This window comes from Flavobacterium sp. PLA-DH12, assembly GCF_059511845.1.
Window position 1 is genome coordinate 46,890 of record NZ_JCAMPD010000011.1, and the last position, 23,383, is coordinate 70,272.

A 23,383-nucleotide genomic window follows, 5' to 3' on the forward strand; every position below is an offset into this window, starting at 1 on the left:
TTAGATTAATTGATATTCTGGGAGTTTGGTGATATAATTAAAAAGTCGGACCACAGCAAAATCAGCGTGCGGATCTTTGGGATCAAAATCGTATTTCAGAAGATTCTCCATGTCTTTTTGCATCGATTCGTTTACATCAAATAAAAGTCTATTCGATAATTGGGCAATAATGGTTTTATTATTTCCGCTGGAATCAAAATCAATCTTCACATCGATTTTTTCGAATTCTGCTTTTGGCGACTGAATTTGCCCATCCATTGTGTTTAATATTTTTCTCGAAATTGTCCTTCCATTACAAAGTAAATCTGAGGTATTGTTTCGTTGCAAATAAACCTGAGAAGTCAACCATGAATTTCCGCCATCCCAACCTTTTACATTTACCTGATTATACAAATCCATTCCTTGCTGTCTCAAGAAAAGTGCAATCATGGCATTGTCAAAATCTTTAATTTCTAACTCATCAATAAGCTGAATAATATAAACCAATGGATCTTTGATTTTGTTTCCGGCATTTTCTTTCGCGTATTCTTCTGTGAAAATTTTGGTCAGCAAAGGTTCAATTTCGAAATTTTTCTTTCGAAAGTAATCGCCATAATGAACCACCAAATCTTCTGACGGATTATCATAAACAAACCATTTAAGAATTTTTCGCGTGATTAAATATGGAATGTTTTTCTGTTCAAAAATAATATCGACTAAGTCATCTGCTTTCCAGTTTCCGGTTTTTCCGAAATACGTTTTGTCGCTGTTATCTTCTATATTTTTTCGATAAACTGCGCCATCATCACCATAATTTAACCCAGCCAAAGCCCGCGCGCCGTTCTTAATATCGCTTTCTGAATAATTCCCAATTCCGATTGTGAATAATTCCAATAATTCCCGACTTAGATTTTCGTTGAATTTGCCCTTTTTATTATCAACATTATCTAGATATTTAATCATGGCATTCGATTTCAGAATCTGTTTGGTTAATTCCTTAAAATTACCAAAAGCATTTTCGCGCAAAATCATGTTGTGCTGATAAATCCAATAATTGACTTTAACTTTTTGGGTTGTCGACACGAAGTGATTGTGCCAGAAACAGACCATGTTTTCGCGAAGCGGAAATTCATCCGTCCGCATTTTATCAATCCACCACTTTCTGAATTCTATAGCCGAATAAACTTCTTTTTTGAGAACTTTCTTCTTAGCTACTGAATCAGCATCTTTAATGGATTGTTTTAATTCCTTTAGCTGAAGAAGTGTTTTAGGATCGTCTTCTAAAAAAGCGGGGAGTTGTTTGTCAACTTTTGAAGCATAAGATTTTTTCAGAAATTTTTCAATTCCCAATTTCTCGATTTCATCGGCTTCTTTTCCTGAGAAACCTAATCGTAAGGACCAAAGACTGCTTTTTTTCATCGTTCAGAAATTATTACAATAAGACTTGAATTTCTTTTAAAGGTTTAATTTTAAAAGAGGCTAAGTCACTAAGATTCTGAGGTGCTAAGTTTTAAAAATCTTTGGTAATAATTTAAACGGGGAATTCTCGGAGATATTGTTTACGCAATATTTGACAATCATTAGCAAATATAGCCCGTGGTTTCAACCACGGGTTATGTTCAACAAAAAATTATTAAAACCTTCTTAATATAAAAATTCATCTACGAATTCTTTGTTTTCATTAACGTATAGAAAATAATTAACTGTCTTTTTTTCATTCTTAGAAAGTTCTAATTTGATTTCAATACATGGAATTGGAATAAAATCATGGTCGACTACGATTGAAATAGATTTTGGAACTATATCGTCAAACTTAACATTCTCATATTCTTCGGGATCTATATTATTGAAATATTCACTCGCAAGATCATAGTACTCATTTTTATTTTGAAATATTCTTTCTAATAAATCCATCTATTTTAAAAACTACAATTTAATGGATAACTCTAAATGTCCTCCTAAACCAAGTTCGACAATTTTTTGAAGAGTAGAAAATTTCACTTCTTTAACATTATTCTCAATCTTGGAAATATACGATTTTGTTGTTCCTGCTTTTACTGCAAGTTCTTCTTGAGTCATTCCTTTTTGAAGTCTCGCTTCTTGAAGCAAAACTCCAATTTTAAAATTTTCGTAACCCGCTTCTAGTTCGTCACGTTTTGGTGTTCCAATTTTCCCGTAATGTTGTTCTACAAAATCTTCTAAGCTAACCAAATTTTTATTTTTCGCTTTCATATTCTTTCTTAATTTTCAACGCTTTTTTAATTTCTTTCTTTGGTGTTTTCTGAGTTTTCTTTTGAAATCCATTAGCTAGAACAACTAATCTTCCTTCATCAAAAAAACAAAAGACCCTAAATATATTACTTCCAAGCTGGATTCTAATTTCAAAAAGTCCATCTGTATTTTCAATATGTTTTAAGTATGCTGATGGAATTTTTTCAACATATTCAATTACTCTTATTGTCCAGATTATTTTTGCTTTTACTTTTTCCTCTTGATTATCAAAAAACTTTTTAAAATAATCTTTAAAGAAAAAAACAGACCTAATCTTTTGATTATTATTCATAAAATACAAATGTATAAAAGTTGCACTAAAGTACAACTGGTTAATTCAAAAAACATTTTAAAACAATTAAATTTCTTCCCTATTTGCAATATCTCGCAATACATCAGTAATAGTTATTGAATTGCTACCTTCGTAACCTAATGCAATTGCTATCGCTTCCAACGCACTGGGATATTTATCTGACGAACTAACTGCCAATCCATTTTCTAAAATTTGATTTCTTTGTATTTGAATCGCTATTGATAAAATTTCAAACTCTGATAGTCTTGAATATTCTTCTTTTAATTGTTTCGCAATCTGACTATAATCTTTAATTTCTGTTTTCAATATTTGTATTATTTTTACTGTTAAAAAAAACAAATATAAAATAAAAAAAACAGTTATCATTACAATAACTGCTTTTCATATATCAAATAAAAATCTAAAATCTCAGATCTAAAATCATTTAAGACCCACACATCTCACAATCCTCAGGATCTGCTGCTTGCGCTTTTAAAAGCATCGCTTTGTAATCCTCAACGCTGATTGCTTCAGTTTCCTGAACTAATGACGGAGCTGTCTCCTCTTTTTTATCGTTGTTTAATGTGAATTTAATTGCATCTACAGCCGCTTTTGTTCTTAAGTAATACATTCCTGTTTTTAAACCAGATTGCCAAGCGTAAAAGTGCATTGACGTTAGTTTAGAATAGTTAGCATCCTGCATGAACAAGTTTAGCGATTGAGACTGGTCAATAAAATATCCTCTTTGACGAGACATATCGATAATATCTTTCATCGACATTTCCCAAACTGTTTTATAAAGATCTTTCAAGTCTTGTGGAATCTTATCAATGTTTTGAACAGATCCGTTATGACGCATAATTTCTTGTTTCAAATCTTCGTTCCATAAACCTAGTTTCACTAAGTCTTCTAGCAAGTGTTTGTTTACTACGATGAACTCTCCAGACAATACACGACGAGTGTAAATGTTTGATGTATATGGTTCGAAAGCTTCGTTGTTTCCTAAGATTTGAGAAGTTGATGCAGTTGGCATTGGCGCTACCAACAATGAATTGCGCACTCCATGCTCTACCACTTCTTTTCTTAATGAAGCCCAGTCCCAACGTCCTGATAATTCTTCATCTTTCATTCCCCACATATTGTGTTGGAATTCTCCTTGAGACATTGGCGAACCTTCGAAAGTTGAATACGGTCCTTCTTCTTTTGCCATTTCCATAGAAGCAGTTACAGCAGCGAAGTATAATGTTTCGAAAATCTCTTGGTTTAATTTTTTCGCTTCATCACTTGTAAACGGCATACGCAACATAATGAAAGCATCTGCTAAACCTTGTACACCTAAACCAACTGGACGGTGGCGTAAGTTAGAGTTTTCAGCTTCTTTTACTGGATAGTAGTTTCTGTCGATTACTTTATTCAAGTTACGAGTTACACGTTTTGTAACATTGTAAAGCGCTTGGTGATCAAATTGTCCGTTATCAATAAACATTGGCAAAGAGATTGAAGCCAAGTTACAAACCGCGATTTCATCTTTAGATGTAAACTCCATAATCTCTGTACACAAGTTTGAAGAACGAATTGTTCCTAAATTCTTGTGGTTCGATTTACGGTTTGCTGCATCTTTGTACAACATATATGGTGTTCCAGTCTCGATTTGAGATTCTAGGATTTTCTCCCATAACTCACGAGCACGGATTGTTTTTCTTCCTTTTCCTCTAAATTCATAATCCGTATACAATGCTTCAAATTCTTCTCCGTAAACATCATATAATCCTGGACATTCGTTAGGACACATTAAAGTCCATGTAGAATCTTCCTGAACACGCTTCATGAATAAGTCTGAAGTCCACATTGCGAAGAATAAATCTCTTGCACGCATTTCTTCTTTTCCTGTATTTTTCTTTAAATCTAAGAAATCAAAGATATCAGCATGCCAAGTTTCGATATAAATCGCAAAACTTCCTTTACGTTTTCCACCACCTTGATCTACGTAACGAGCTGTATCGTTGAAAACTCTCAACATCGGAACAATTCCGTTTGAAGTTCCGTTTGTACCGCGAATATAAGATCCTGTTGCACGAACGTTATGAATAGACAAACCAATTCCTCCCGCTGATTGCGAGATTTTTGCTGTTTGTTTTAATGTATCGTAAATACCGTCAATACTATCATCCTGCATTGCCAAAAGGAAACAAGAAGACATTTGCGGTTTTGGAGTTCCCGCATTGAACAACGTTGGCGTTGCGTGTGTAAAGAACTTTTTAGACATTAAATCGTAAGTTTCAATAACCGATTTTAAATCGTCTAAGTGAATACCAACAGAAACACGCATTAACATGTGCTGTGGACGCTCCACGATTTTTCCGTTTATTTTAAGAAGATAAGAACGCTCTAAAGTTTTGAAACCAAAGTAATCGTAATTAAAGTCTCTTGTATAAATAATATGAGAATCTAAAAAAGCAGCATTTTCTTGAATCACTTTGTAAACATCATCAGCAATTAACGGTGCATCTTGACCGTTTCGTGGATTTACATAGTGATACATATCTTTCATCGTTTCTGAGAAAGATTTTTTTGTATTAGAGTGTAAATTTGAAATTGCCACACGCGCCGCTAATTGTGCATAATCCGGGTGGGCAATCGTCATAGATGCTGCAGTTTCTGCCGCAAGATTATCCAATTCAGAAGTCGAAACTCCGTCATACAATCCTTCGATAACTCTCATCGCTACCTTTACCGGATCTACAAGCTCATTTAAGCCGTAGCACAATTTTTTGATTCTTTCTGTAATCTTATCAAACATTACGGGCTCTCTGTGGCCATCTCTTTTTACTACATACATAAGCTTACCTTTTATAGTTATTGAAAAAATGAAAGTAACTAGAGAACGGACTCCAGCACTTAAACATTGCGTGTTTTTAAATTAATTTTTGAGAATTACCAAATTCTCAATAGTTACTCATTTCAAATTCGAAAATCGAATTTAAATGCGTCAAAAATTGCTATTGAATCTGCGACTTGGGGAAAGAGATTCAACCTTAAAATATTCTTGTAATCTTTTTTTAGTATCTCTAGAAGATAGACACTAAAAGTATTTTTGTTGTCTAAAAATCTGCATCAAATGAAATTTTCTGAGCATCACTGTCTGTGTTCATCACACCAGATTTTTGATACTCTGCAACACGTTTTTCAAAGAAATTAGTTTTTCCTTGAAGAGAAATCATGTCCATGAAATCAAATGGATTCGCTGATCCGTAAACACGCTCGCAACCTAATTCTACTAAAAGTCTGTCAGCTACGAACTCTAAGTACTGTGTCATTAAACCTGCATTCATACCAATTAAACTTACCGGAAGAGATTCAGTTACAAACTGTCTTTCAATATCCAAGGCATCGACAATAATTTCTTTAATTCTTTCTTTTGGCACTTTATTTACCAAATGATGATTGTGCAAGTGAACCGCAAAATCACAATGTACGCCTTCGTCACGAGAAATCAACTCATTAGAGAAAGTTAAACCTGGCATTAAACCACGTTTTTTCAACCAATAAATTGAACAGAAGGCTCCTGAGAAAAAGATTCCTTCAACTGCAGCAAAAGCAATAAGTCTTTCAGCAAATGAATCTGACTCGATCCATTTTAAAGCCCATTCTCCTTTTTTTGCAATAGCTGGGAATACTTCCAATGCATTAAACAATTCTGTTTTTTCTGCTTCGTCTTTTACATAAGTGTCAATCAATAAAGAATACGTTTCACTATGAATGTTTTCCATCATAATTTGGAAACCATAGAAAAACTTTGCCTCAGCATATTGAACTTCGTTTACAAAGTTCTCAGCAAGATTTTCATTTACGATTCCGTCAGAAGCAGCAAAGAATGCTAAGATATGTTTAATAAAATATCTTTCGTCGTCATTCAATTTATTATTCCAGTCTGTCAAATCTTGGTGTAAGTCAATTTCTTCTGCAGTCCAAAAACTAGCTTCCATCTTTTTATACCACTCCCAAATATCATGATGTTTAATCGGAAAAATAACGAAGCGATTTTTATTTTCTTGTAATATTGGTTCGATTTGTGACATGACAGATTCAGTTAATTTTTTTATTGAATTTTTACACATTCAGTGCACTACAAAGATTGTCAATTAAGGTCAAAAATAAAAGCCAAACTTATTCACAATCGGACGTAGTTTTTAACAAAGGCTTAAATTTGAAAAATTTTTCAGACAATAATTAATTTACTGCAAATGAATGATTTAAAAGCTATTTTACACTTCAAAAGTCCCGTAAAATATAGACTTTTTAGAATAAAAAGCAAGAAATTTTAAATAGTTTTAAAAAGTTTTTTTCGAGTCAAAATTTTATTTTTTTGAATCAAAAGTTGTAGTCAAAAAGACTATAATTTTTACTGTGGATTTTTATGAATTTTTGAGCTCTTCGGCTACTTTTTCTAGCTCCAGGTACCAGTCTTCGCCAAAACGTCTTATCAACGCTTCTTTTACAAATTTGTAAACTGGAACTTCCAATTCTTTTCCTAACGAACAGGCATCATCACAAATATCCCATTTATCATAATTGACTGCAGCAAATTCTGTGAAGTCTTTTACACGAATTGGATACAAATGACAAGAAACTGGTTTTTTCCAATCAACGAGTCCTTGGTTATAAGCTTGCTCAATTCCACAAAGCGCAGTTTTTCCGTCAAAAATTACGTAAGCACAATCTTTGTTATCAATAAGCGGCGTTTCGAGATCTCCGTCAGTTCCTTTTACCCAAGTGCCTTGAGCTTCGATTGCAGCAATTCCTTCTTTTCTTAAAAAAGGCTTTACTTTTGGATAGATTTCTTCTAAAATTTTTGTTTCGGCTTCGTTTAAGGGCGCGCCGGCATCTCCATCAACACAGCAAGCTCCCTTGCACGCTGATAAATTACAAACAAATTCTTTTTCGAGGATGTCCTCTGATACTATGGTTTTTCCTAATTGAAACATTTTGCAAAGGTAACTAAAGATTCAGGAAATAAAAACACTCCTAAATATATGTTCTTAGTCTAAATAACCTGACTTACAAACCCATTTTACATGAATTTATAATCTGATTTATTAAAAGTAAAAGCGCTCTTTTCTAAACTAACACATTTCAGCGTTGTCACTTTTTTGCTTTTTAGATCTTTCATAGTCATATCCATCAGCAGAGTGCGTTCTTCAGGTTTAAAGTAATTTACAAATTCATCTGGCACTTTCCAGCCTTTTTGATTTTTAAACATATCTCCAAAACTCACTTTTGCTTCGTTTGTGTAATAACAAATAATATCGTGTTCATCGTTTGTCATTTGTATTCCTTTACAATTGTATCCTAAAAAAGTTTTATTTGGTAATGTCTTAATTGTGTATTTTGATTTTTCTCCCTCTTTTTTTGCCATTGCCGAATAATCTGGCATTTTTGAAGCTGTCGCCATTTTGCTTTTACCGTCACCAAAACCCGTCACCGTTATATTATTCTTAGAATCCATTATCATCATCATATTCTGCCCTTTCCCCTGATCAATATTCATTGCAAAATAAGAAGCGTTGGGCTCCAGAAAATAATTTGCATTCATTGCCTTGCCTTCATCCGTTTTAATTTCCATGATATATTTCCAGCTAAAAGAATAAGAATCTGGAACTACCGAAGGATCAACTTTATTTTTTCCATAATTTAAAACAGCATTTTCCATACTTGCATTTTGATCAGCAGTTTTACTGCTATTCTGCGTTTTTTGTTCAGCTGCTTTTTTAATTTGCTGCCAGATTTGGGCTTGTGAACTATTGAACGAAAACAATAAACACAAGAAAACTATAACAAACACCATCTTTTTCATAACCTCCTCTTTTTAAATTACAACAAATTTACCAATTGATTTTCAGTAAGTTATATTTTTTAACGTTTGATTTCATGAACTCTCTCAAGACAAGTGTTCAAATAAATTAAGTTCAGAAACAAAACGTCTTTTTTTCTCCGAATCAATAATTTAAACATAACAATGTTATAAATATCACATTTTATACGTGTATTAGATGTTTTTATAACAAAAATACATTGTATCGAAAAAACACCTAACTTTATTAACTACTTTTGCAGCTGTTTTTTAAACCCTAAAAATCAAAGCGATATGTTAGAAATCGATTTTAAAGAAATCATTACCGTTAGTATGGTACTTTTTGCCGTAATTGATATTGTTGGTTCAATTCCGATTATTGTGAATTTAAGAGCTAAAGTCGGACATATCGAATCTGAAAAAGCTTCTATCGTGGCCGGAGCCATCATGATTGTTTTTCTTTTTGTTGGAGAAGGTTTATTGAATTTAATTGGTATCGATGTCCATTCGTTTGCCGTTGCAGGATCGTTTGTTTTGTTCTTTTTAGCTTTAGAAATGATTTTAGGAATCAGAATTTATCGTGATGAAGAACCTGGTTCTGCTTCTATCGTGCCATTGGCTTTTCCTCTAATCGCTGGAGCAGGAACGATGACAACCCTACTTTCACTTCGATCTCAGTTTCATACAATTAACATTATCATTGCAATTGTGTTGAATATTATATTGGTTTACATCGTTTTAAAGTCATCCAAAAAAATCGAAAATCTATTGGGAGAGAACGGACTTGGAGTGGTTCGCAAGACATTTGGAGTAATACTTTTGGCGATTGCTGTTAAATTATTCGCTGCTAATGTTAAAGGTTTGTTTGTCTAAAATTTATTTTTATAAATTTACCCCGTAAAATTTCTAAAATACAACTTTAAGGCATTTTCTCCATAGAGTTCTACTTTATTATTTTAGGCAAAAACAAAAACAACCTTATGAAAATTTTCACTTCAATCTTAGTGCTTTTGGCATTAGCTTTAATCGTTTTTAATATTACGCTATTAGACTTTCAAAACCCTTTCCAAGGAGATAGTATGGTAGCTTTTATTGGAATCGCCGCTTCATTTTGCGCTGTTTTGATTCTTTTGATTTTTAGAATTTCAAAAAGAATTGAAGAAAAAATGAATGATAACAGATAATATGTTTGATGTTTTAATTATCGGCGGAGGAGTATCTGGAATGTCATGTGCTCTTGTCTTAGGGTCCGCAAAAAACAAAACTTTTGTTACTGATAAAAAAATCGGAATTTTTACCCACCAGAAAAATTCTTCTTTACAAGAGGCAATATTTTATAACGCTTACGGAATTACACCAGGAAAATTAGGTTCTGAACTGCTTTCTGAAAGCACACAGGATTTAGCGACAACGTACCCGCACATTACTCAGATTCCAAATGAAAAAGTAATGAAAATTGAGGGCAGTTACCCAGAATTTACTGTCGTAACCAACAAAAATTCATACCAAACAAAAAATATCGTGGTTGGAATTGGTTCTGCCAATACTTTCGACATTGAAGGTTTAATGCAATTTGTTGAACCTCACAAAAAAGCACTTCCTGAAAAACAGCGTATTCAGCTTAAAAACGAAGATCATAAAGTTGCTGACGGCATTTATGTAATCGGGACTTTAGCGGGTTGGAGAAGTCAATTGGCAATTGCTGCCGGAAGTGGTGCAGCTGTAGCAACAGACATTCTTACTTTATGGAATAACGGTGTACAGACTCACGCTCACGATAGTATTCGATAAAATTATTAAACCATATAAGTGATATAAGTTCATTTAATCTATACGCAAAGTATAATATGAACTTATATCACTTATATGGTTTATTTTTTGAGTGACTGTTTTTTTTTATTTAACCGAAACGATTTGGGTTACTTTAATATGGTTTTCGTCTTCAGTTTTCCATTTTTCTCCTTTAACAGATACTACATCTCCAATTTTTAGTTGTTTGTAGTTTTGAGGCCCGCCTACGTTTACAATACTGATTGTTGCAAAATATACTTCTTTGGCGTCGGTTGTAATTTTGGCAGTATAGCCATCTTTACCAGCTTCTATACCATCCACTTTTCCTGAAACTACAGCATTTGTATCGTTTTTCATAGTGGCGCAAGAGATTACAAAAGTCATTAAGAGTACTAGAAAACTTATTCTTTTTAAATTTTTCATATATTTTAGCTTAACCGCGAAGTTCGCGAGGATTTACGCAAGGTTCGCAAAGTTGTATTTTAAGTTAACATTAAATTATTTAATCAAACTTTACGCCAGCTGAACACAGCTTCCTGCTATAACTTTTAGATTTTTTCCTATTTTTTTCCAGACTCTTATATACTTGAAAACTCCATTAATCGGATTACCATCATAAGCCCCATTTAATGCGACTGTAACAGCAACTACAGCCGAGTCACCAATTATATTAACGATTTGATCAGAACCTTCCAAAGAATCAATTTTAATCTTTCCAGAACGGTAGGTCTGCAAATCGATTTCTTTAGTAATGGTTTGCCCGTCGGGCATATTAAACAATAAATCATCATGAAGAATGGTTTCCAAAGCCATAACATCCGATTTTTTAATTGCAGTTAGGAGTTCAATTTCTGCATTAACAACGGTTTCTATTTTCATGCTATAAAGATTTGAAGTTATTTCTTCGGATTCAGAATTGTTTTTATCATGGCATCTTCTTTTAAGATCACATCATAATAATACAATTCTCCATACAGCTGTCGGGCAAATTCAGCCGTAATATGACGGTTTACAAGTGCTTTTGTTTTATCCAATTTCAAATCCAGACCTGTCATCAAAATATAATTTTTGAACTTTTTAAAATACACGTCTGAGTTTTTCATTTTAGCCAAAAAATCAGCGAAACTATCACCTGCAAAAGCATTTCTATTTTTATCCAATTCTTCGAAAACAAAATGACCAACAATTCCTGTTTGCAACAAATAAGCAACATTTTCATTTCCGTGCTCTGCTTCCATTGGCACAAAAACGTCAGGGACAATTCCGCCGCCGCCGTATACTATTTTACCTTTTGGAGTTTTAAATTTTAATGAATCAGCTACCTTTATGCTGTCTTTCGCATACAACTCTCCAGTAGCAATTCTAGATTCTGATTCTTTAAAATATTCTTCGTTCCCTTTTTTATATGGTTTCTGAATCGATCTTCCTGTTGGCGTATAATAACGCGCTACAGTCAATCTTACAGCAGATCCGTCGTTAAAATCCATTTCTCTTTGAACGAGACCTTTTCCAAAAGAACGGCGCCCAACAATAGTTCCGCGGTCATTATCTTGGATCGCTCCCGCTAAAATTTCGCTCGCAGAAGCACTATTTTCATTAATTAAAACATACACTTTTCCAGTTTCAAAACTTCCTGCTTTTGTAGCATACGTTTTTTCAGTAGAACCGTTTTTGCTTTTTGTAAAAACGATTAACTGTTTGTCTTTTAAAAACTCATCGGCAATAGCAATCGCTTCTTCCATGTAACCACCGCCATTATCGCGAAGGTCAATTACAAGAGACTGAATTCCTTTTTGTTTTAATCTCGTTAAACCTGTTTTGAACTCGTTGAAAGTAGTTTCTGCAAAACGGTTTATTTTGATGTAACCTACATTATCCCCAACCAACAAAGAAGCATCAACACTCTTAATCGGAATGATATCTCGTTTTACTTTAAACTTTAATTTCTTTTGTTCTGATTTTCTAAAAACCGTCAACTCGATTTCTGAACCCTGAAGACCTTTTAGTTTCGAGAATAAACTATCTGAAGGTAATTTTCTACCATACAATTTAGTTTTTCCTGCGAATAGAATTCGATCGCCAGATTTTATTCCTGCTTTTGCCGAAGGTCCATTTTCGACTGGTTTTATAATGGCAACCGAATCTTTATACATATAAAAATTGATTCCGATTCCAACAAAATCCCCTTTCATGCTTTCGGCAACCTCAGCTTGCTCGCTTGGCGGGATATAAACCGAATGCGGATCTAATTTGGAAAGAATATTATCGACTGTAAGATTTACAATCGAATCGGTATTGACGCTATCAACATATTCGGTATTGATAAAGTCAATAAGTTTATTAAGCTTGGTTTTAGAGTAATTTTTAGCCAAAAGCTGGTCGCTTGCAGGAGCATTCATAATGCTTCCAGCAATTGTTCCAAGAGCAAAAGTTGCTCCTATGACTATTGGCAAATATTTCGGATTAAATTTCATTACTCTTCTAAAACAGGAATATGTTCTACCTCTACGCCTGCTTTTATTAAAAATTGAATTCCAGAATCATCACGATATCCATCTTTATACACCACTCTTTTTATTCCAGACTGATGTATCAATTTACTGCATTCTTTGCAAGGCGAAAGCGTAATATATAATGTTGCGCCTTCACAAGATTGTGTTGATCTTGCCACTTTCAGGATAGCATTTGCTTCGGCATGTAAAACATCCCAACGTGTTAATCCGTCTTCGTCTTCGCAACAATTTTCAAATCCAGATGGCGTTCCGTTGTAACCGTCAGAAATGATCATTCTGTCTTTTACAATAATCGCTCCGACTTGTTTTCGTTTACAGTAAGAAAGCAGGCTCCACTCTTTTGCAATTCGCAGATATGCTTTATCGTATTTATTCCTTTTTTTTACTTCCATTTAATTTATCTGTTCCAAATTGGGCTTTCGATAATCATCGGAATTACAACTCCAATAATAAAAGCCGACATTACAAGTGCCCAATCACGTTTTGAAAAACGGAAAACGGTCTGCACTATATATGAAATTACCAGAACCACAAAAACTACTACTAGCTGAGCAGCTTCTATTCCTAAGGCAAACTCTCCCAAAGGTAACAATTTTGAGGTTGCAGAACCTCCTAATATTGTTTTGAAATAATTAGAAAAACCAAGTCCATGAATAATTCCAAAGAATAAAGTTATGAAAAATACCAGATTTACGCCATCATTTTTTGAGGTCTTTCCAGCCGTAAATAAATGATAAAGAGCTGTTACGAGAATTGTAATAGGAATCAGGAATTCTACAACATCTACTTTTATGGCAATGATGCCGTAAACAGAAAGAATTAAAGCCAAAGTATGACCAATTGTAAAAAGAGAAACCAATAAAAAAATTCTTTTCCAGTCTTTAAAAAGATACGGAACGGTTAAGGCGATTAAAAAAAGAACGTGATCGTAGGCATTGATATCTAAAACGTGTTTTAATCCTATTTGAAAATAAATCCAAAATTGTGACATAGGTGTAATATAATTAAATAATTAGGGGCTGTAAACTTACGATTAATTTTCAAACTTAAATATTGAAGCCATCAAATCCTTCAATAAAGAAAAGTTAAATTTTATGAGAATTTTAAAATCGATAATTTAAAAATAAGGCTATATTTGTTTTACAAAAACTTTACAATTATGTCATTTTCAGAATTATTTGATAGCGAATTCAAGCAAAGAAACAAAGGACACTTTTCTGCTATCGTTCGTGTAGCATTGGCTGATGGAGTTGTATATCCAGAAGAAAAAGCCTTTTTAGACAAACTTGCTTCTCGTTTAGAAATTACAGAATCGGAATACGAAGAAATTCTTAGCGATCCGTTAAAATATCCGATCAATCCACCTTATTCATATGTTCAACGTTTAGAGCGTTTATATGATTTGACAAGAATGGTTCATGTTGATCATCATCTCGAAGACAAACAAGAAGTATTATTGAAAAAAATAAGTGTTGCGCTAGGATTCACACCCAGCAACGTAGATTACATTATTGCAAAAGCATTGTCATTGGTTGACAATAAAGTAGATGCAGATACTTTTATCTACGAAATGCAACATATGCATAAATAGTATTCAGTAATCGGTTTTTAGTGTTCAGTTTTTATACTGAAACTTGACTGCAAACGAAAATTAAAAACACAAAACCCGATATTGATTTTATCGGGTTTTGTGTTTTAAATCCTTTATTTTGACTGCGTGATATTTATATTATCAAAATAGTTTCCTGACTGTAATCCTATATTAAGAACTCTTTCTGCACCCGTTGTATTTTTACTCATGGTAACAATCAAGGTGTTTCCATTTTTCCTTTCTACCTCAAAAACATCATTTTTAAAGATAAAATTTTCAGCAGACAAATTTACAGTTCCTTTGTCAATTCTTGCTTTGTTTAATGCAAAACCATTTACCCACCATCCTTTATATTCTGCAGTAATCGTAACTGTATTGGCCTCTGCCGTAAAAGAAGCTTCTTTCTTGGAAAGCTTAATATCATCCTCAGATCGTCCAATTGGAGAATCCTTAATCTCGTCACTACTACAGGCAACAAACAAAACTGAAAATATTCCGAACAGAATCATCAATAGTTTTTTCTTCATAATAATTTACTTTTTGATTTTTGATTAGTTTTAAGGCGCTTACAAAAAATTAATCCATAATTTCTCATAAACATTCGGTTCTTTTTAAAGATTGACAAAACTAAAAATGGTTGCGTCTTTTTTTAATTATCTTAAAAATAAAACCCGACAGGTTTTAAAAACCTGTCGGGTTTGCCGTTTATAGTCAAAAACAACTTGAAACCTGAAACTTGAAACAAAAAAACTTTAATTCGCTTCAGCCATAAATTCTTCAGCTTTTTCTACCATATTATAGCTTCCGCAGAAGAAAGGCACTCTTTCGTGCAATTCGGTTGGCTGAATTTCTAAAATTCTTCCGAAACCATCTGTTGCTTTTCCTCCCGCCTGTTCTGCCAAAAATGCCATCGGATTACATTCATACAACAAACGTAGTTTTCCTTTTGGCGCTTTTGAACTTGTTGGATAAATATAAACACCGCCTTTAATCATATTTCGATGAAAATCGGCAACCAAACTTCCAATGTATCTAGAAGTATAAGGTCTGTCTCCTTCTTCGCGCTGACAGTATTTAATGTAATTTTTTACTCCTTGCGGAAAATGCACATAGTTTCCTTCGTTTACCGAATAGATATTTCCGTTTTCTGGAAATTTCATGTTTGGATGCGAAAGATAAAAAGTACCTATCGCTGGATTTAACGTAAATCCATTTACTCCATGTCCTGTTGTATAAACCAGCATTGTAGAAGTTCCATAAATTACATAGCCTGCTGCAACTTGATTGATTCCCGGTTGTAAAAAATCCTCGCTAGTTACCGGAGTTCCAATTGGAGTTACTCTTCTGAAAACAGAAAAAATAGTTCCCACAGAAACATTTACATCAATGTTTGAAGATCCGTCAAGCGGATCCATTAAGATCACGTACTTATTATTATGACTGTTGTCGCTCCCCTGAACAGTAATAAAATCGTCGTTTTCTTCTGAAGCAATACCACAGACAATCTCACGGTTTATTAACGTCTGGATAAATACTTCGTTTGCATAGACATCTAATTTTTGCTGGTCTTCTCCTTGGACATTCTGCGCGCCTACAGCGCCCACAATATCTACTAAACCCGCTTGGTTTACTTTATGATTGACCACTTTTGCCGCCAATCTAATAGAGTTGATAATTCGCGAGAGTTCTCCCGACGAATACTGAAATGCTTTTTGGTTCTCAATAATAAACTCTCCCAGTGTTTTATTGCGTTCTTCCATTTCTAAATCGTTATAGTTTTATTTTTAAGTCACAAATATCGCTTATTTTGTGAGAATGATTTAAAAATTATTTTGTTTGTATGCTACTATTGTATATTTGCTAATAATCTGCAAAAAGCACTAGTTAAAATGGAGCTTTTTTAGATAATAAATACGTAAAAATAAGAATACATGAATATTAGAAAAGGAAATCCTGAAGATATGAAATCGGTGTTAGGGCTTATTCAGGAGCTGGCTATATTCGAAAAAGAACCCGATGCGGTTGTCATTACAGAAGATGATTTGATACGTGACGGTTTTGGTGAAAAACCATTATTTAATGTTTTTGTAGCAGAGATTGAAAACGAAGAAAAACAGAAAGAAATTGTCGGAATAGCATTATATTACTATCGCTATTCTACTTGGAAAGGAAAGACAATTCATCTTGAAGATTTGATTGTAAAAGAAAAGATGCGTGGGACAGGTTTAGGTTCTGCCCTTTATGCTGAAATCATGAAACAAGGAAAAAGAGATAATGTTAGAAGGGTTGAATGGAATGTTTTAGCCTGGAATACACCGGCAGTTAATTTTTACAAGAATTCTGGCGCAAGAATTCTAGAAGACTGGCAAGTTGTGCAAATGGATGAAGCAGGCGTTAATTCATTCTTAGAAAAATTATAAAAAAATATTTAGCCACAGATTATAAGGATTAAATTGATTTTAAAATCTGTGTAAATCATTTTATTCCGATAGCTATCGGGAGTGGCAAAAAAAACAAATACTAGGTTTCTGTTTGAGTCTGAAATCTAAAATCTAAAAATCTATTAATTAAAAAATGAGAGTATTTAAATTTGGAGGAGCATCAGTAAAAGATGCAGATGGAATTAAAAACGTATACGACGTTTTACAAAAAGTAGGTTACGAAGACGTAATTCTTGTAGTTTCGGCTATGGGAAAAACAACAAATGCTCTTGAAGTTGTAATCAAGAATTACTTTGAAAAATCGACAGAATTAAATGCTTCTGTTCAGGAAATTAAAAAATACCACAATCAGATCTTATTGGATTTGTTTGAAGATGAAAATCATCAAGTTTTCACTGCTGTAAATGCACAGTTTGACGAATTAGAATATTTCTTAGATCATAATAAATCTCCAAATTACAACTTTGTTTACGATCAGGTGGTAAGTTTTGGTGAATTGATTTCGACTAATATCTTAAGCTATTATATGAATTTCAGAGGAATTCAGACGCAATGGCTTGATGTTCGTAATTTCATTAAAACCAATGCCAACTACAGAGATGCAGAAGTTGATTGGGAAACTACACAGCAAAACATTAGTAAAAATGTTCCAAGAAAACAGCTAAATATTACACAAGGATTTTTAGGTGCTGACGAAAACAACTTTACGACTACTCTTGGCCGTGAAGGTTCTGATTATACTGCTGGAATTTTTGCTTACTGCTTAAATGCGGAAAGTGTAACGATCTGGAAAGACGTTCCTGGAGTTATGAATGCCGATCCGCGTTATTTTGAAAATGCAAGTCTTTTAAACCAGATTTCATATCGTGAAGCTATCGAGTTGGCGTTTTACGGAGCAACTGTAATTCATCCAAAAACATTACAGCCATTACAGAAAAAAGAAATTCCGTTATATGTAAAATCTTTTATCAACCCATTACTAAAAGGAACTTGCGTTTCTAAAGGAGTTGATTTAGAACCACAATATCCATGTTTTATCGTAAAAAGAGAACAGCTTTTAATTTCGCTTTCATCAATTGATTTCTCTTTCATTATGGAAGAAAACATCAGTGAGATTTTCGGTTTATTCCACGAATTCAAAATCAAAGTAAACTTGATTCAGAACTCTGCAATTAGTTTCTCTGTTTGTGTGGAAGATAAATTTGGAAATTTCCCAGAATTGAATGCGATTCTTTCTAAAAAATTCAAAGTAGAATACAGCGAAAATGTAACCTTATATACAATCCGTCACTTTACAGAAGAGGCAGCGCAGACTGTTGAAGCTAACAAAGAAGTTTTATTGAAACAAGTTAGCCGCGAAACTATGCAGATTGTAACTAAAGAATTAATCTAATATTGCTTTATAAAAGGTAATTATTTAATTCAAAAATATTTTAGAAAGGCTTCACTTAATTGTGGAGCCTTTTTTATACTCCTAACTCTTCCAAACTCTTTTTTCTTAGTATCAACAATATTAGAAGAAAATTATTACATTTATAAAAAATATAGAACCCGTTAACGATCGATTAATTTTAAAACCATATAATATATTATGTATAAAAGTGTAAAAATCATAACTTGGGTTGTTGTAGCTATTATCATGCTTGATGCCAATCAACATTTTCTTTCGGACAAAATGTTTGCCAATATAATGCTTTTGTTATTAGTTGCTTTCATCATAAATATAATTGGTTTGAGTCTCAAAAAAGATTAACTCAAAAAATAAAGAGAATAGTAATAATCTAAAAAAACTTAAAATGACCAAAAAGAATTTTTTACTTGTTTTTATCGTTCTTGGTTTATTATACATCGGTATCTCTTTAAGTCCATTGCTTACAAAAGATATTAAAGACATTTCTTATTCCGATTTTAGATTGGTAATTGGCCCTTTTCTCTCTACAATCGGAATTCTTATTACTTATACACAATTAAAAAAGGGAAAAGCAAACAAACAATAGCGATTTTCTACGGACTGAATTATCAATACTTGTTGATATTGTGTATTGTAAATGTATTATATAAAACAGAAAGGAATTTAAAACTAAACAAATCTCAAAATCATGAATAACATCTCATTCATCATGCCTCTGCTGGTAATCATTATTGCACTGGGATATCGATACAATAAAAGTAATTCTTCAAAAAAATGAAACAGAACCAAGAATCTTCTGAAGAAGAAAAAAACAATTTACATAACAACCCAAATAATGGGTTTTAAATAATATAGAACCCCAATCTCTTTTCTTTAGGGCAATATTTTTACTTATTTAAACATAATCTAAAAAAACACACAATCATGGTTGAAATTTTTAGAGGTTCTTATATTGAATCAATGAATATTAAAAATTTATTGGAAAATAATGGCATTTCAGTTTTTATTGCTAATGAATACATGTCAAGCATTCAGCCTTGGTCCGTCTCTGCTGGAGGAAATGGTTCTGCCATTTTAAAAGTACTCGAAAAAGATATGGCTGATAGTAAAGTAATAATTGACCGCTATAACAAAGGCGAATATAATTTGCCTGTATAATCTTTTGATGTACTGCAAAAATGCAAATTTAAATCTTAAAAAATGGAATTCAGTAAAGAGCCAACCGAGGAAGAAAAAAACAATTGGAGCCAAGATCCAAATAATTGGGTTTGGGGACTTTTCTATTACAATCCAAAAGACAAAAGATTATTTCCTCCAAAGAAAATTAAGGAATTAGGCTGGACGATTAATTTTGCCAATCCCAATTCGGTTTTTCTTTGTGTTGTGCTTATTCTGGTTTTGATGATTATATCTGAAAGTGTCAAATAATTTACCTCGCTCTATTATTCTCCGGCTGCTCAACTTCCGACTTTTTGTAAGTTGTCTTCTTTGAATCTCCGAAACTGTACGTTGCAATCAATTTAAAATAATTGCTGGTATACGTTCGGTGGTAATAAATTTGGGTTTGTCCGACATTGTAATCACCAGAAACCATAAACTTATGAAAGATATCGTTTGCAGTAAAATTGAGTTTTAATGCATCTTTAAAAAAATTTCTTTCTATTCCTAAAGTTACCGTCGATCGGCTGTTTTCGCTTCCTAAGCCATAACTTCTATCGCTTAAATACCAAGCCAAAAGCTGCAGTTTAAAAAGATTCGGAATCGTAAATGTATTATTGGTATATAAATAAATCTGAGGTTTTACGGGGCTAAATTCAAACTCATAGTAATTGTCTACCGATTTCTGCCATGTGATGCTTGCAGTATTGACAGAGTTCCACCATTTGACATTGAAAGATCTAGAAAGCGAAGCAAAAAAAGTATGCCCTTTTTCAAGATTTAATGCCCTTAAAATATAACTGTTTGGTGTGTCTCCACGTAAAGCCGCCGCAGAAATAGGATCAATTTTATAAGTATACCCAACTTTAAAATCAAATTTTTTGTACATAGAACCTATTTCAAAAGCATGTGTTTTTTCTGGAAGCAGATTCGGATTTCCTTCAATTGTCGTAAACGGATCCTGATAAATCACATACGGATTTAGAGCCTGATATCTAGGTCTTGTAATTCTGGAAACATACGAGAAATGCCCTTTCCAATCTTCTGAAAGATTAAAATTTAAAAGCACGTTTGGAAAAAAATTGCTGTACATTTTATCAAATTTATGAATTCCGTTGGCATTTGTAAATAAATCGTAACTCGTTTTTTCCGCTCGTACGCCAAGAGAAAAATTGACTTTTTCGTTCAATGTTCCGATATAATTAAAGTAAGTTGCTGCAATATTTTCGTTGTACTCAAAATCACTTGAAAGCTCATCGTCGAGCTCAAAATTTATATCATCATCAGAAATTAAAAAATCGGTTCCCGAGTTTATTGTGGCGTAGCTAAACTTCGCTCCTATTTCGAGTTTTGTTTTTTCATTTATTTTCTGCGAATAATCGGCTTGAATTGCGATTATATTAATTCGGCCTCCCACATTATTCTTTAAATATCTCTCCGAATCTGTTTCCTCAATCTCACTATTTTCGTCAATAAAATCTCTTATCGTCTGATTGTAATTCGAAAATTGTGATCCAATAAATAGTGTCGAACCTTTAGCCGTTGTCCAATTATAATTCAAATTAATAAACTGATTTAACAAAACATCATTTCGGTCAACATCTGTGGCATAAAAACTTTTTCCTGAATTATTAGTTATCGAATTTCTGCTTTCTGTAATTCCACCCAAATCATTCACATTGCCACTATAAGCCAGTGAAATATAATTATTTGAAGAAAAACTATATTGAAGTCCGAATCCAAAATTAGAATAATTATTAAATCTTCTTTTCCAATCGGTTGTCAATTCCGATTTCATATAATCATCAGGATTTGGGCGTGTTCGGGTTGTATACAGCAATTCGCGATTTCTTCCTAATTGCAATCCATAATTGGTGACAAACGAGAATTTTCCTTTAGAATAACTAAAATCAAAAAGCGTGTTATAACTCGTTCCGCCAAATTTAGAAACGGTTACATGCTGATTAGCAGTCCCGATTATACCGTCTTCACTTTTTTTTTTGGTTATGATATTGATGACCGCTTTTCCTTCGGCATCGTATCTCGCAGAAGGATTAGAAATAACTTCAATTTTTTGAATTTGCGAAACGGGAATAGCGGCAAAACGTTCATAATTAATTAGAACTCCGTTGAGATAAATAATGGCTTCACCTTTTCCAACAACGCTTATTTCACCGTCGGCAACCACAACATTTGGCACTCTTCCCAACAATTCGTTTACCGAACTGCTGGTTGCCAAAACGGTTCCGTTTACATTGACATCAATATTTCCGTTGGCTCCATATTTTAATAATGAAGGTTGGCTTTTTACAACCACTTCATTTAACTCATTGTGCTCATTCTCTTTTTCATTTCCTTTCTCTTTAATGATTAAAGTATCTTGAGCAGGCTTTAATAACTTTCCGAAGAGCAGATCATCACTATAATGACTTTTATCTGTAACTTTTTTTATACGTTGTGCTTTTATCTCTATTGATGAAAAGACCAGAAAAAAAACATAAAGAATGACCAATTTTAACAATCTCATAAACTTTTACAATTAACAGTTTGACTTTTATTTGAAACAAAAGTCATCTGAAAATCAATAAATGAGATTCCAAAAAGCGAAATCAGGAGTACGAATTTATAAATCAGCACTTCATTCTAGGACTGCACAGCTTGCATTTGGTAATTTAACGGCGTAGTTCCCGTATGTTTTTTGAATGCTGTGAAAAAAGTTGATTTAGAATTAAAACCAACATCATAACCAACGGATTCCAAAGTTAATTTATCTGAAGAAGTGATAATTTTACAAGCTTCGTTGATTCTAAATTCGTTTACATAACTGGTAAAATTCTTTCCCAAATTATTATTCAGAAACTGTGATAATTGATGGCTCGAGATATTAATTTCCTGAGACAAATCTTGAAGTGTCAAGTTTGGATTTTTATACAAACTCTTTTCATTCATAGCATTATTCAGTTTTTCAAACCAGATTACAGCTTCTGCCGAATCTATTTTTTTATTCGAAATCTTTCCATTCAATAAAAACAAATCGTCTGTTTTTTTTCTGTATAAAAGAATCGAAATTCCTAAGTATAAAATAAATGAAAAAACAACCGCGCCACTTATATAGGTAGCTCCTGGCGCTCCCATAATCGCCAAGAAGTAAAATAGAAACAGTAAACAATTTCCAAAATAGAGCATTGAAAACCACATTTCGGCTGGAGTAGTTTTTTCTTTTCGGCTCAGGATTTTTTTCAAAATGCCACGAAGCTCAAAGCCGGCAAAAACAATATAAACAAACCACTGAAAATAAATGATCCTTATGAAAAAACCTCCCCAAAGTTTCGGATATACTTCATACGGGTATAAAATGCCGACAGCAACGATTAATGTTCCCCAAAATGCTAGAATAAATTTCCATGATTTGGGCATTATCTGAACTTCATCGACTGCCGATTTAATAAAATAATACAAACATGGTCCGATGAAAAAACAAGCTGTAAGTCCAAACTGAAGATACATTTTTGGCAGTTCGGGATGAAAATAAACAAATACAGATTTTGCGATTCGGATACTTAGCGCAAACAAAAGTGCACCCAGAAAATAATTCGTCAGATGCTTTTTCTTGGTAAAAAAGAAAAAATACACTCCGAGAATAATTCCGTTGAAAGCTCCTAAAGCACTAAAAAAGAATAAAAGTTCTTTGCTAGTATCCATAATTTAAATTGATTATATCCTAAACAAAGCTAAAATATTATTTTTAAATGAAAATTAATTAACTTTATAACAGTCAAATAATTCCATGAATTATGAAAAACATTAACGATCCCAGCGAAGAAACTAAAAACCAATGGGAAAATGATCCCAATAATTGGATTTGGGGAATGTTTTATTACAATCCAAAAGACAAAAGATCTTATTTTCCAAAAAGAATAAGTGAATTTGGATGGCACGCCAATTATGCAAATCCCGTTTTCATTGTAATCATCGCTTTCTTTATTTTGATAATTTTAGCTTTTATTAAAAATGGAAGATAGGATATACTATTGACCAATAAATCTAAAATAACCTACACTGCAATTCACAATTATAAATACTAC

General features: G+C 32.9%; 28 protein-coding genes. 10 read left to right on the forward strand and 18 right to left on the reverse strand.

What is annotated here, in order from left to right:
• The 9 genes from AC5ZCW_RS19085 to AC5ZCW_RS19125 form a co-directional block, all read right to left on the reverse strand.
• Window positions 1–1,398, reverse strand: a complete 1,398-nt coding sequence (locus AC5ZCW_RS19085; protein WP_496121274.1) for a DUF1800 domain-containing protein — start codon at window positions 1,396–1,398, stop codon at window positions 1–3.
• Between the two features lie 225 nt (window positions 1,399–1,623).
• Window positions 1,624–1,893 carry a hypothetical protein gene (locus AC5ZCW_RS19090; RefSeq protein ID WP_496121275.1) on the reverse strand — a complete coding sequence of 90 codons (270 nt, stop codon included), beginning with the start codon at window positions 1,891–1,893 and terminating at the stop codon, window positions 1,624–1,626.
• Window positions 1,894–1,905: 12 nt separating this feature from the next.
• Complete coding sequence (locus AC5ZCW_RS19095; protein ID WP_496121277.1) at window positions 1,906–2,211, reverse strand: helix-turn-helix domain-containing protein; 306 nt, start codon at window positions 2,209–2,211, stop codon at window positions 1,906–1,908.
• The gene (locus tag AC5ZCW_RS19100) at window positions 2,195–2,542 is read right to left on the reverse strand and encodes a type II toxin-antitoxin system RelE/ParE family toxin (protein WP_496121278.1); all 348 of its coding nucleotides are present in this window, start codon (window positions 2,540–2,542) and stop codon (window positions 2,195–2,197) included. Before AC5ZCW_RS19100 ends, AC5ZCW_RS19095 begins: the two co-directional genes overlap by 17 nt.
• A gap of 66 nt (window positions 2,543–2,608) precedes the next feature.
• Complete coding sequence (locus AC5ZCW_RS19105; RefSeq protein ID WP_496121280.1) at window positions 2,609–2,869, reverse strand: histidine kinase; 261 nt, start codon at window positions 2,867–2,869, stop codon at window positions 2,609–2,611.
• A gap of 118 nt (window positions 2,870–2,987) precedes the next feature.
• On the reverse strand, window positions 2,988–5,381 hold the full coding sequence (locus tag AC5ZCW_RS19110; RefSeq protein WP_496121281.1) for a ribonucleoside-diphosphate reductase subunit alpha: 2,394 nt from the start codon (window positions 5,379–5,381) through the stop codon (window positions 2,988–2,990).
• 262 nt (window positions 5,382–5,643) lie between these two features.
• A complete protein-coding gene (locus tag AC5ZCW_RS19115) occupies window positions 5,644–6,621 on the reverse strand; it encodes a ribonucleotide-diphosphate reductase subunit beta (RefSeq protein ID WP_109190762.1) in 978 nt (325 codons plus the stop codon).
• 336 nt (window positions 6,622–6,957) lie between these two features.
• Window positions 6,958–7,527, reverse strand: a complete 570-nt coding sequence (locus AC5ZCW_RS19120) for a DUF3109 family protein (RefSeq protein WP_177211919.1) — start codon at window positions 7,525–7,527, stop codon at window positions 6,958–6,960.
• Window positions 7,528–7,613: 86 nt separating this feature from the next.
• Window positions 7,614–8,396, reverse strand: coding sequence for a hypothetical protein (locus tag AC5ZCW_RS19125; RefSeq protein ID WP_496121282.1), 783 nt, complete (start codon window positions 8,394–8,396; stop codon window positions 7,614–7,616).
• A 291-nt stretch (window positions 8,397–8,687) separates the two neighbouring features.
• Between AC5ZCW_RS19125 and AC5ZCW_RS19130 the strand changes: the two genes are divergently transcribed.
• The 3 genes from AC5ZCW_RS19130 to AC5ZCW_RS19140 all read left to right on the forward strand — a co-directional run bounded on the left by AC5ZCW_RS19130 (window position 8,688) and on the right by AC5ZCW_RS19140 (window position 10,184).
• Window positions 8,688–9,266 carry a MarC family protein gene (locus tag AC5ZCW_RS19130; RefSeq protein ID WP_008465051.1) on the forward strand — a complete coding sequence of 193 codons (579 nt, stop codon included), beginning with the start codon at window positions 8,688–8,690 and terminating at the stop codon, window positions 9,264–9,266.
• 107 nt (window positions 9,267–9,373) lie between these two features.
• Window positions 9,374–9,577, forward strand: a complete 204-nt coding sequence (locus AC5ZCW_RS19135; RefSeq protein ID WP_095928256.1) for a hypothetical protein — start codon at window positions 9,374–9,376, stop codon at window positions 9,575–9,577.
• A gap of 1 nt (window position 9,578) precedes the next feature.
• The gene (locus AC5ZCW_RS19140) at window positions 9,579–10,184 is read left to right on the forward strand and encodes an FAD-dependent oxidoreductase (RefSeq protein ID WP_496121383.1); all 606 of its coding nucleotides are present in this window, start codon (window positions 9,579–9,581) and stop codon (window positions 10,182–10,184) included.
• A gap of 105 nt (window positions 10,185–10,289) precedes the next feature.
• Here the strand turns inward: AC5ZCW_RS19140 and AC5ZCW_RS19145 are convergent, their stop codons facing one another.
• The 5 genes from AC5ZCW_RS19145 to AC5ZCW_RS19165 all read right to left on the reverse strand — a co-directional run bounded on the left by AC5ZCW_RS19145 (window position 10,290) and on the right by AC5ZCW_RS19165 (window position 13,688).
• Window positions 10,290–10,607 (reverse strand): hypothetical protein, encoded by a 318-nt coding sequence (locus tag AC5ZCW_RS19145; RefSeq protein WP_496121284.1) that lies wholly within the window; start codon window positions 10,605–10,607, stop codon window positions 10,290–10,292.
• Between the two features lie 90 nt (window positions 10,608–10,697).
• A complete protein-coding gene (locus tag AC5ZCW_RS19150) occupies window positions 10,698–11,063 on the reverse strand; it encodes a nuclear transport factor 2 family protein (protein ID WP_496121285.1) in 366 nt (121 codons plus the stop codon).
• A 17-nt stretch (window positions 11,064–11,080) separates the two neighbouring features.
• On the reverse strand, window positions 11,081–12,658 hold the full coding sequence (locus tag AC5ZCW_RS19155; protein WP_496121287.1) for a S41 family peptidase: 1,578 nt from the start codon (window positions 12,656–12,658) through the stop codon (window positions 11,081–11,083).
• Entirely contained in the window at window positions 12,658–13,089 is a 432-nt protein-coding gene (locus AC5ZCW_RS19160) for a deoxycytidylate deaminase (RefSeq protein ID WP_248728441.1), read from the reverse strand. The genes AC5ZCW_RS19155 and AC5ZCW_RS19160 overlap by 1 nt, the downstream gene beginning before the upstream one ends.
• Before the next feature lie 5 nt (window positions 13,090–13,094).
• Window positions 13,095–13,688, reverse strand: coding sequence for a HupE/UreJ family protein (locus AC5ZCW_RS19165; protein ID WP_281634022.1), 594 nt, complete (start codon window positions 13,686–13,688; stop codon window positions 13,095–13,097).
• Window positions 13,689–13,856: 168 nt separating this feature from the next.
• On the opposite strand from AC5ZCW_RS19165, the gene AC5ZCW_RS19170 reads away from it, so the two are divergent.
• A complete protein-coding gene (locus AC5ZCW_RS19170; protein WP_177211913.1) occupies window positions 13,857–14,288 on the forward strand; it encodes a TerB family tellurite resistance protein in 432 nt (143 codons plus the stop codon).
• A 113-nt stretch (window positions 14,289–14,401) separates the two neighbouring features.
• On the opposite strand, the gene AC5ZCW_RS19175 is transcribed toward AC5ZCW_RS19170, so the two are convergent.
• Window positions 14,402–14,815 (reverse strand): BACON domain-containing protein, encoded by a 414-nt coding sequence (locus AC5ZCW_RS19175; RefSeq protein ID WP_496121288.1) that lies wholly within the window; start codon window positions 14,813–14,815, stop codon window positions 14,402–14,404.
• 225 nt (window positions 14,816–15,040) lie between these two features.
• Window positions 15,041–16,048: a class 1 fructose-bisphosphatase gene (gene fbp / locus AC5ZCW_RS19180; protein ID WP_281634025.1), complete on the reverse strand. Its 1,008-nt coding sequence runs from the start codon at window positions 16,046–16,048 to the stop codon at window positions 15,041–15,043.
• 171 nt (window positions 16,049–16,219) lie between these two features.
• Here fbp and AC5ZCW_RS19185 point away from each other — a divergent pair, with 171 nt between their 5' ends.
• The 5 genes from AC5ZCW_RS19185 (at window position 16,220) to AC5ZCW_RS19205 (ending at window position 19,568) form a co-directional block, all read left to right on the forward strand.
• A complete protein-coding gene (locus tag AC5ZCW_RS19185; protein WP_177211910.1) occupies window positions 16,220–16,708 on the forward strand; it encodes a GNAT family N-acetyltransferase in 489 nt (162 codons plus the stop codon).
• Between the two features lie 154 nt (window positions 16,709–16,862).
• Window positions 16,863–18,122, forward strand: a complete 1,260-nt coding sequence (locus AC5ZCW_RS19190) for an aspartate kinase (RefSeq protein ID WP_496121289.1) — start codon at window positions 16,863–16,865, stop codon at window positions 18,120–18,122.
• Window positions 18,123–18,525: 403 nt separating this feature from the next.
• A complete protein-coding gene (locus AC5ZCW_RS19195; protein ID WP_343545053.1) occupies window positions 18,526–18,726 on the forward strand; it encodes a hypothetical protein in 201 nt (66 codons plus the stop codon).
• A gap of 338 nt (window positions 18,727–19,064) precedes the next feature.
• On the forward strand, window positions 19,065–19,298 hold the full coding sequence (locus AC5ZCW_RS19200; protein WP_496121291.1) for a putative signal transducing protein: 234 nt from the start codon (window positions 19,065–19,067) through the stop codon (window positions 19,296–19,298).
• 42 nt (window positions 19,299–19,340) lie between these two features.
• The gene (locus AC5ZCW_RS19205) at window positions 19,341–19,568 is read left to right on the forward strand and encodes a DUF5808 domain-containing protein (RefSeq protein WP_496121292.1); all 228 of its coding nucleotides are present in this window, start codon (window positions 19,341–19,343) and stop codon (window positions 19,566–19,568) included.
• Between the two features lies 1 nt (window position 19,569).
• Here AC5ZCW_RS19205 and AC5ZCW_RS19210 read toward each other — a convergent pair whose 3' ends face one another.
• Both AC5ZCW_RS19210 and AC5ZCW_RS19215 read right to left on the reverse strand, forming a co-directional pair.
• On the reverse strand, window positions 19,570–21,825 hold the full coding sequence (locus AC5ZCW_RS19210; RefSeq protein ID WP_496121293.1) for a TonB-dependent receptor domain-containing protein: 2,256 nt from the start codon (window positions 21,823–21,825) through the stop codon (window positions 19,570–19,572).
• A gap of 116 nt (window positions 21,826–21,941) precedes the next feature.
• Entirely contained in the window at window positions 21,942–23,000 is a 1,059-nt protein-coding gene (locus AC5ZCW_RS19215; RefSeq protein ID WP_496121294.1) for a helix-turn-helix domain-containing protein, read from the reverse strand.
• Between the two features lie 92 nt (window positions 23,001–23,092).
• Between AC5ZCW_RS19215 and AC5ZCW_RS19220 the strand changes: the two genes are divergently transcribed.
• Window positions 23,093–23,320, forward strand: a complete 228-nt coding sequence (locus AC5ZCW_RS19220) for a DUF5808 domain-containing protein (protein WP_496121295.1) — start codon at window positions 23,093–23,095, stop codon at window positions 23,318–23,320.
• Window positions 23,321–23,383 lie beyond the last annotated feature (63 nt).

Excerpts from the sequence above, each read along its gene's own strand:
- AC5ZCW_RS19205 (WP_496121292.1), top strand. The coding sequence starts at position 19,341 with ATGGAATTCAGTAAAGAGCCAACCGAGGAAGAAAAAAACAATTGGAGC.
- AC5ZCW_RS19125 (WP_496121282.1), bottom strand. The coding sequence starts at position 8,396 with ATGAAAAAGATGGTGTTTGTTATAGTTTTCTTGTGTTTATTGTTTTCG.
- AC5ZCW_RS19210 (WP_496121293.1), bottom strand. The coding sequence starts at position 21,825 with ATGAGATTGTTAAAATTGGTCATTCTTTATGTTTTTTTTCTGGTCTTT.
- AC5ZCW_RS19140 (WP_496121383.1), top strand. The coding sequence starts at position 9,579 with ATGTTTGATGTTTTAATTATCGGCGGAGGAGTATCTGGAATGTCATGT.
- AC5ZCW_RS19215 (WP_496121294.1), bottom strand. The coding sequence starts at position 23,000 with ATGGATACTAGCAAAGAACTTTTATTCTTTTTTAGTGCTTTAGGAGCT.
- AC5ZCW_RS19115 (WP_109190762.1), bottom strand. The coding sequence starts at position 6,621 with ATGTCACAAATCGAACCAATATTACAAGAAAATAAAAATCGCTTCGTT.
- AC5ZCW_RS19220 (WP_496121295.1), top strand. The coding sequence starts at position 23,093 with ATGAAAAACATTAACGATCCCAGCGAAGAAACTAAAAACCAATGGGAA.
- AC5ZCW_RS19195 (WP_343545053.1), top strand. The coding sequence starts at position 18,526 with ATGACCAAAAAGAATTTTTTACTTGTTTTTATCGTTCTTGGTTTATTA.
- AC5ZCW_RS19135 (WP_095928256.1), top strand. The coding sequence starts at position 9,374 with ATGAAAATTTTCACTTCAATCTTAGTGCTTTTGGCATTAGCTTTAATC.
- AC5ZCW_RS19155 (WP_496121287.1), bottom strand. The coding sequence starts at position 12,658 with ATGAAATTTAATCCGAAATATTTGCCAATAGTCATAGGAGCAACTTTT.
- AC5ZCW_RS19185 (WP_177211910.1), top strand. The coding sequence starts at position 16,220 with ATGAATATTAGAAAAGGAAATCCTGAAGATATGAAATCGGTGTTAGGG.
- AC5ZCW_RS19145 (WP_496121284.1), bottom strand. The coding sequence starts at position 10,607 with ATGAAAAATTTAAAAAGAATAAGTTTTCTAGTACTCTTAATGACTTTT.
- AC5ZCW_RS19085 (WP_496121274.1), bottom strand. The coding sequence starts at position 1,398 with ATGAAAAAAAGCAGTCTTTGGTCCTTACGATTAGGTTTCTCAGGAAAA.
- AC5ZCW_RS19120 (WP_177211919.1), bottom strand. The coding sequence starts at position 7,527 with ATGTTTCAATTAGGAAAAACCATAGTATCAGAGGACATCCTCGAAAAA.
- AC5ZCW_RS19175 (WP_496121288.1), bottom strand. The coding sequence starts at position 14,815 with ATGAAGAAAAAACTATTGATGATTCTGTTCGGAATATTTTCAGTTTTG.
- AC5ZCW_RS19090 (WP_496121275.1), bottom strand. The coding sequence starts at position 1,893 with ATGGATTTATTAGAAAGAATATTTCAAAATAAAAATGAGTACTATGAT.
- AC5ZCW_RS19100 (WP_496121278.1), bottom strand. The coding sequence starts at position 2,542 with ATGAATAATAATCAAAAGATTAGGTCTGTTTTTTTCTTTAAAGATTAT.
- AC5ZCW_RS19200 (WP_496121291.1), top strand. The coding sequence starts at position 19,065 with ATGGTTGAAATTTTTAGAGGTTCTTATATTGAATCAATGAATATTAAA.
- AC5ZCW_RS19110 (WP_496121281.1), bottom strand. The coding sequence starts at position 5,381 with ATGTATGTAGTAAAAAGAGATGGCCACAGAGAGCCCGTAATGTTTGAT.
- AC5ZCW_RS19170 (WP_177211913.1), top strand. The coding sequence starts at position 13,857 with ATGTCATTTTCAGAATTATTTGATAGCGAATTCAAGCAAAGAAACAAA.
- AC5ZCW_RS19190 (WP_496121289.1), top strand. The coding sequence starts at position 16,863 with ATGAGAGTATTTAAATTTGGAGGAGCATCAGTAAAAGATGCAGATGGA.
- AC5ZCW_RS19130 (WP_008465051.1), top strand. The coding sequence starts at position 8,688 with ATGTTAGAAATCGATTTTAAAGAAATCATTACCGTTAGTATGGTACTT.
- AC5ZCW_RS19160 (WP_248728441.1), bottom strand. The coding sequence starts at position 13,089 with ATGGAAGTAAAAAAAAGGAATAAATACGATAAAGCATATCTGCGAATT.
- AC5ZCW_RS19095 (WP_496121277.1), bottom strand. The coding sequence starts at position 2,211 with ATGAAAGCGAAAAATAAAAATTTGGTTAGCTTAGAAGATTTTGTAGAA.
- AC5ZCW_RS19150 (WP_496121285.1), bottom strand. The coding sequence starts at position 11,063 with ATGAAAATAGAAACCGTTGTTAATGCAGAAATTGAACTCCTAACTGCA.
- AC5ZCW_RS19165 (WP_281634022.1), bottom strand. The coding sequence starts at position 13,688 with ATGTCACAATTTTGGATTTATTTTCAAATAGGATTAAAACACGTTTTA.
- fbp (WP_281634025.1), bottom strand. The coding sequence starts at position 16,048 with ATGGAAGAACGCAATAAAACACTGGGAGAGTTTATTATTGAGAACCAA.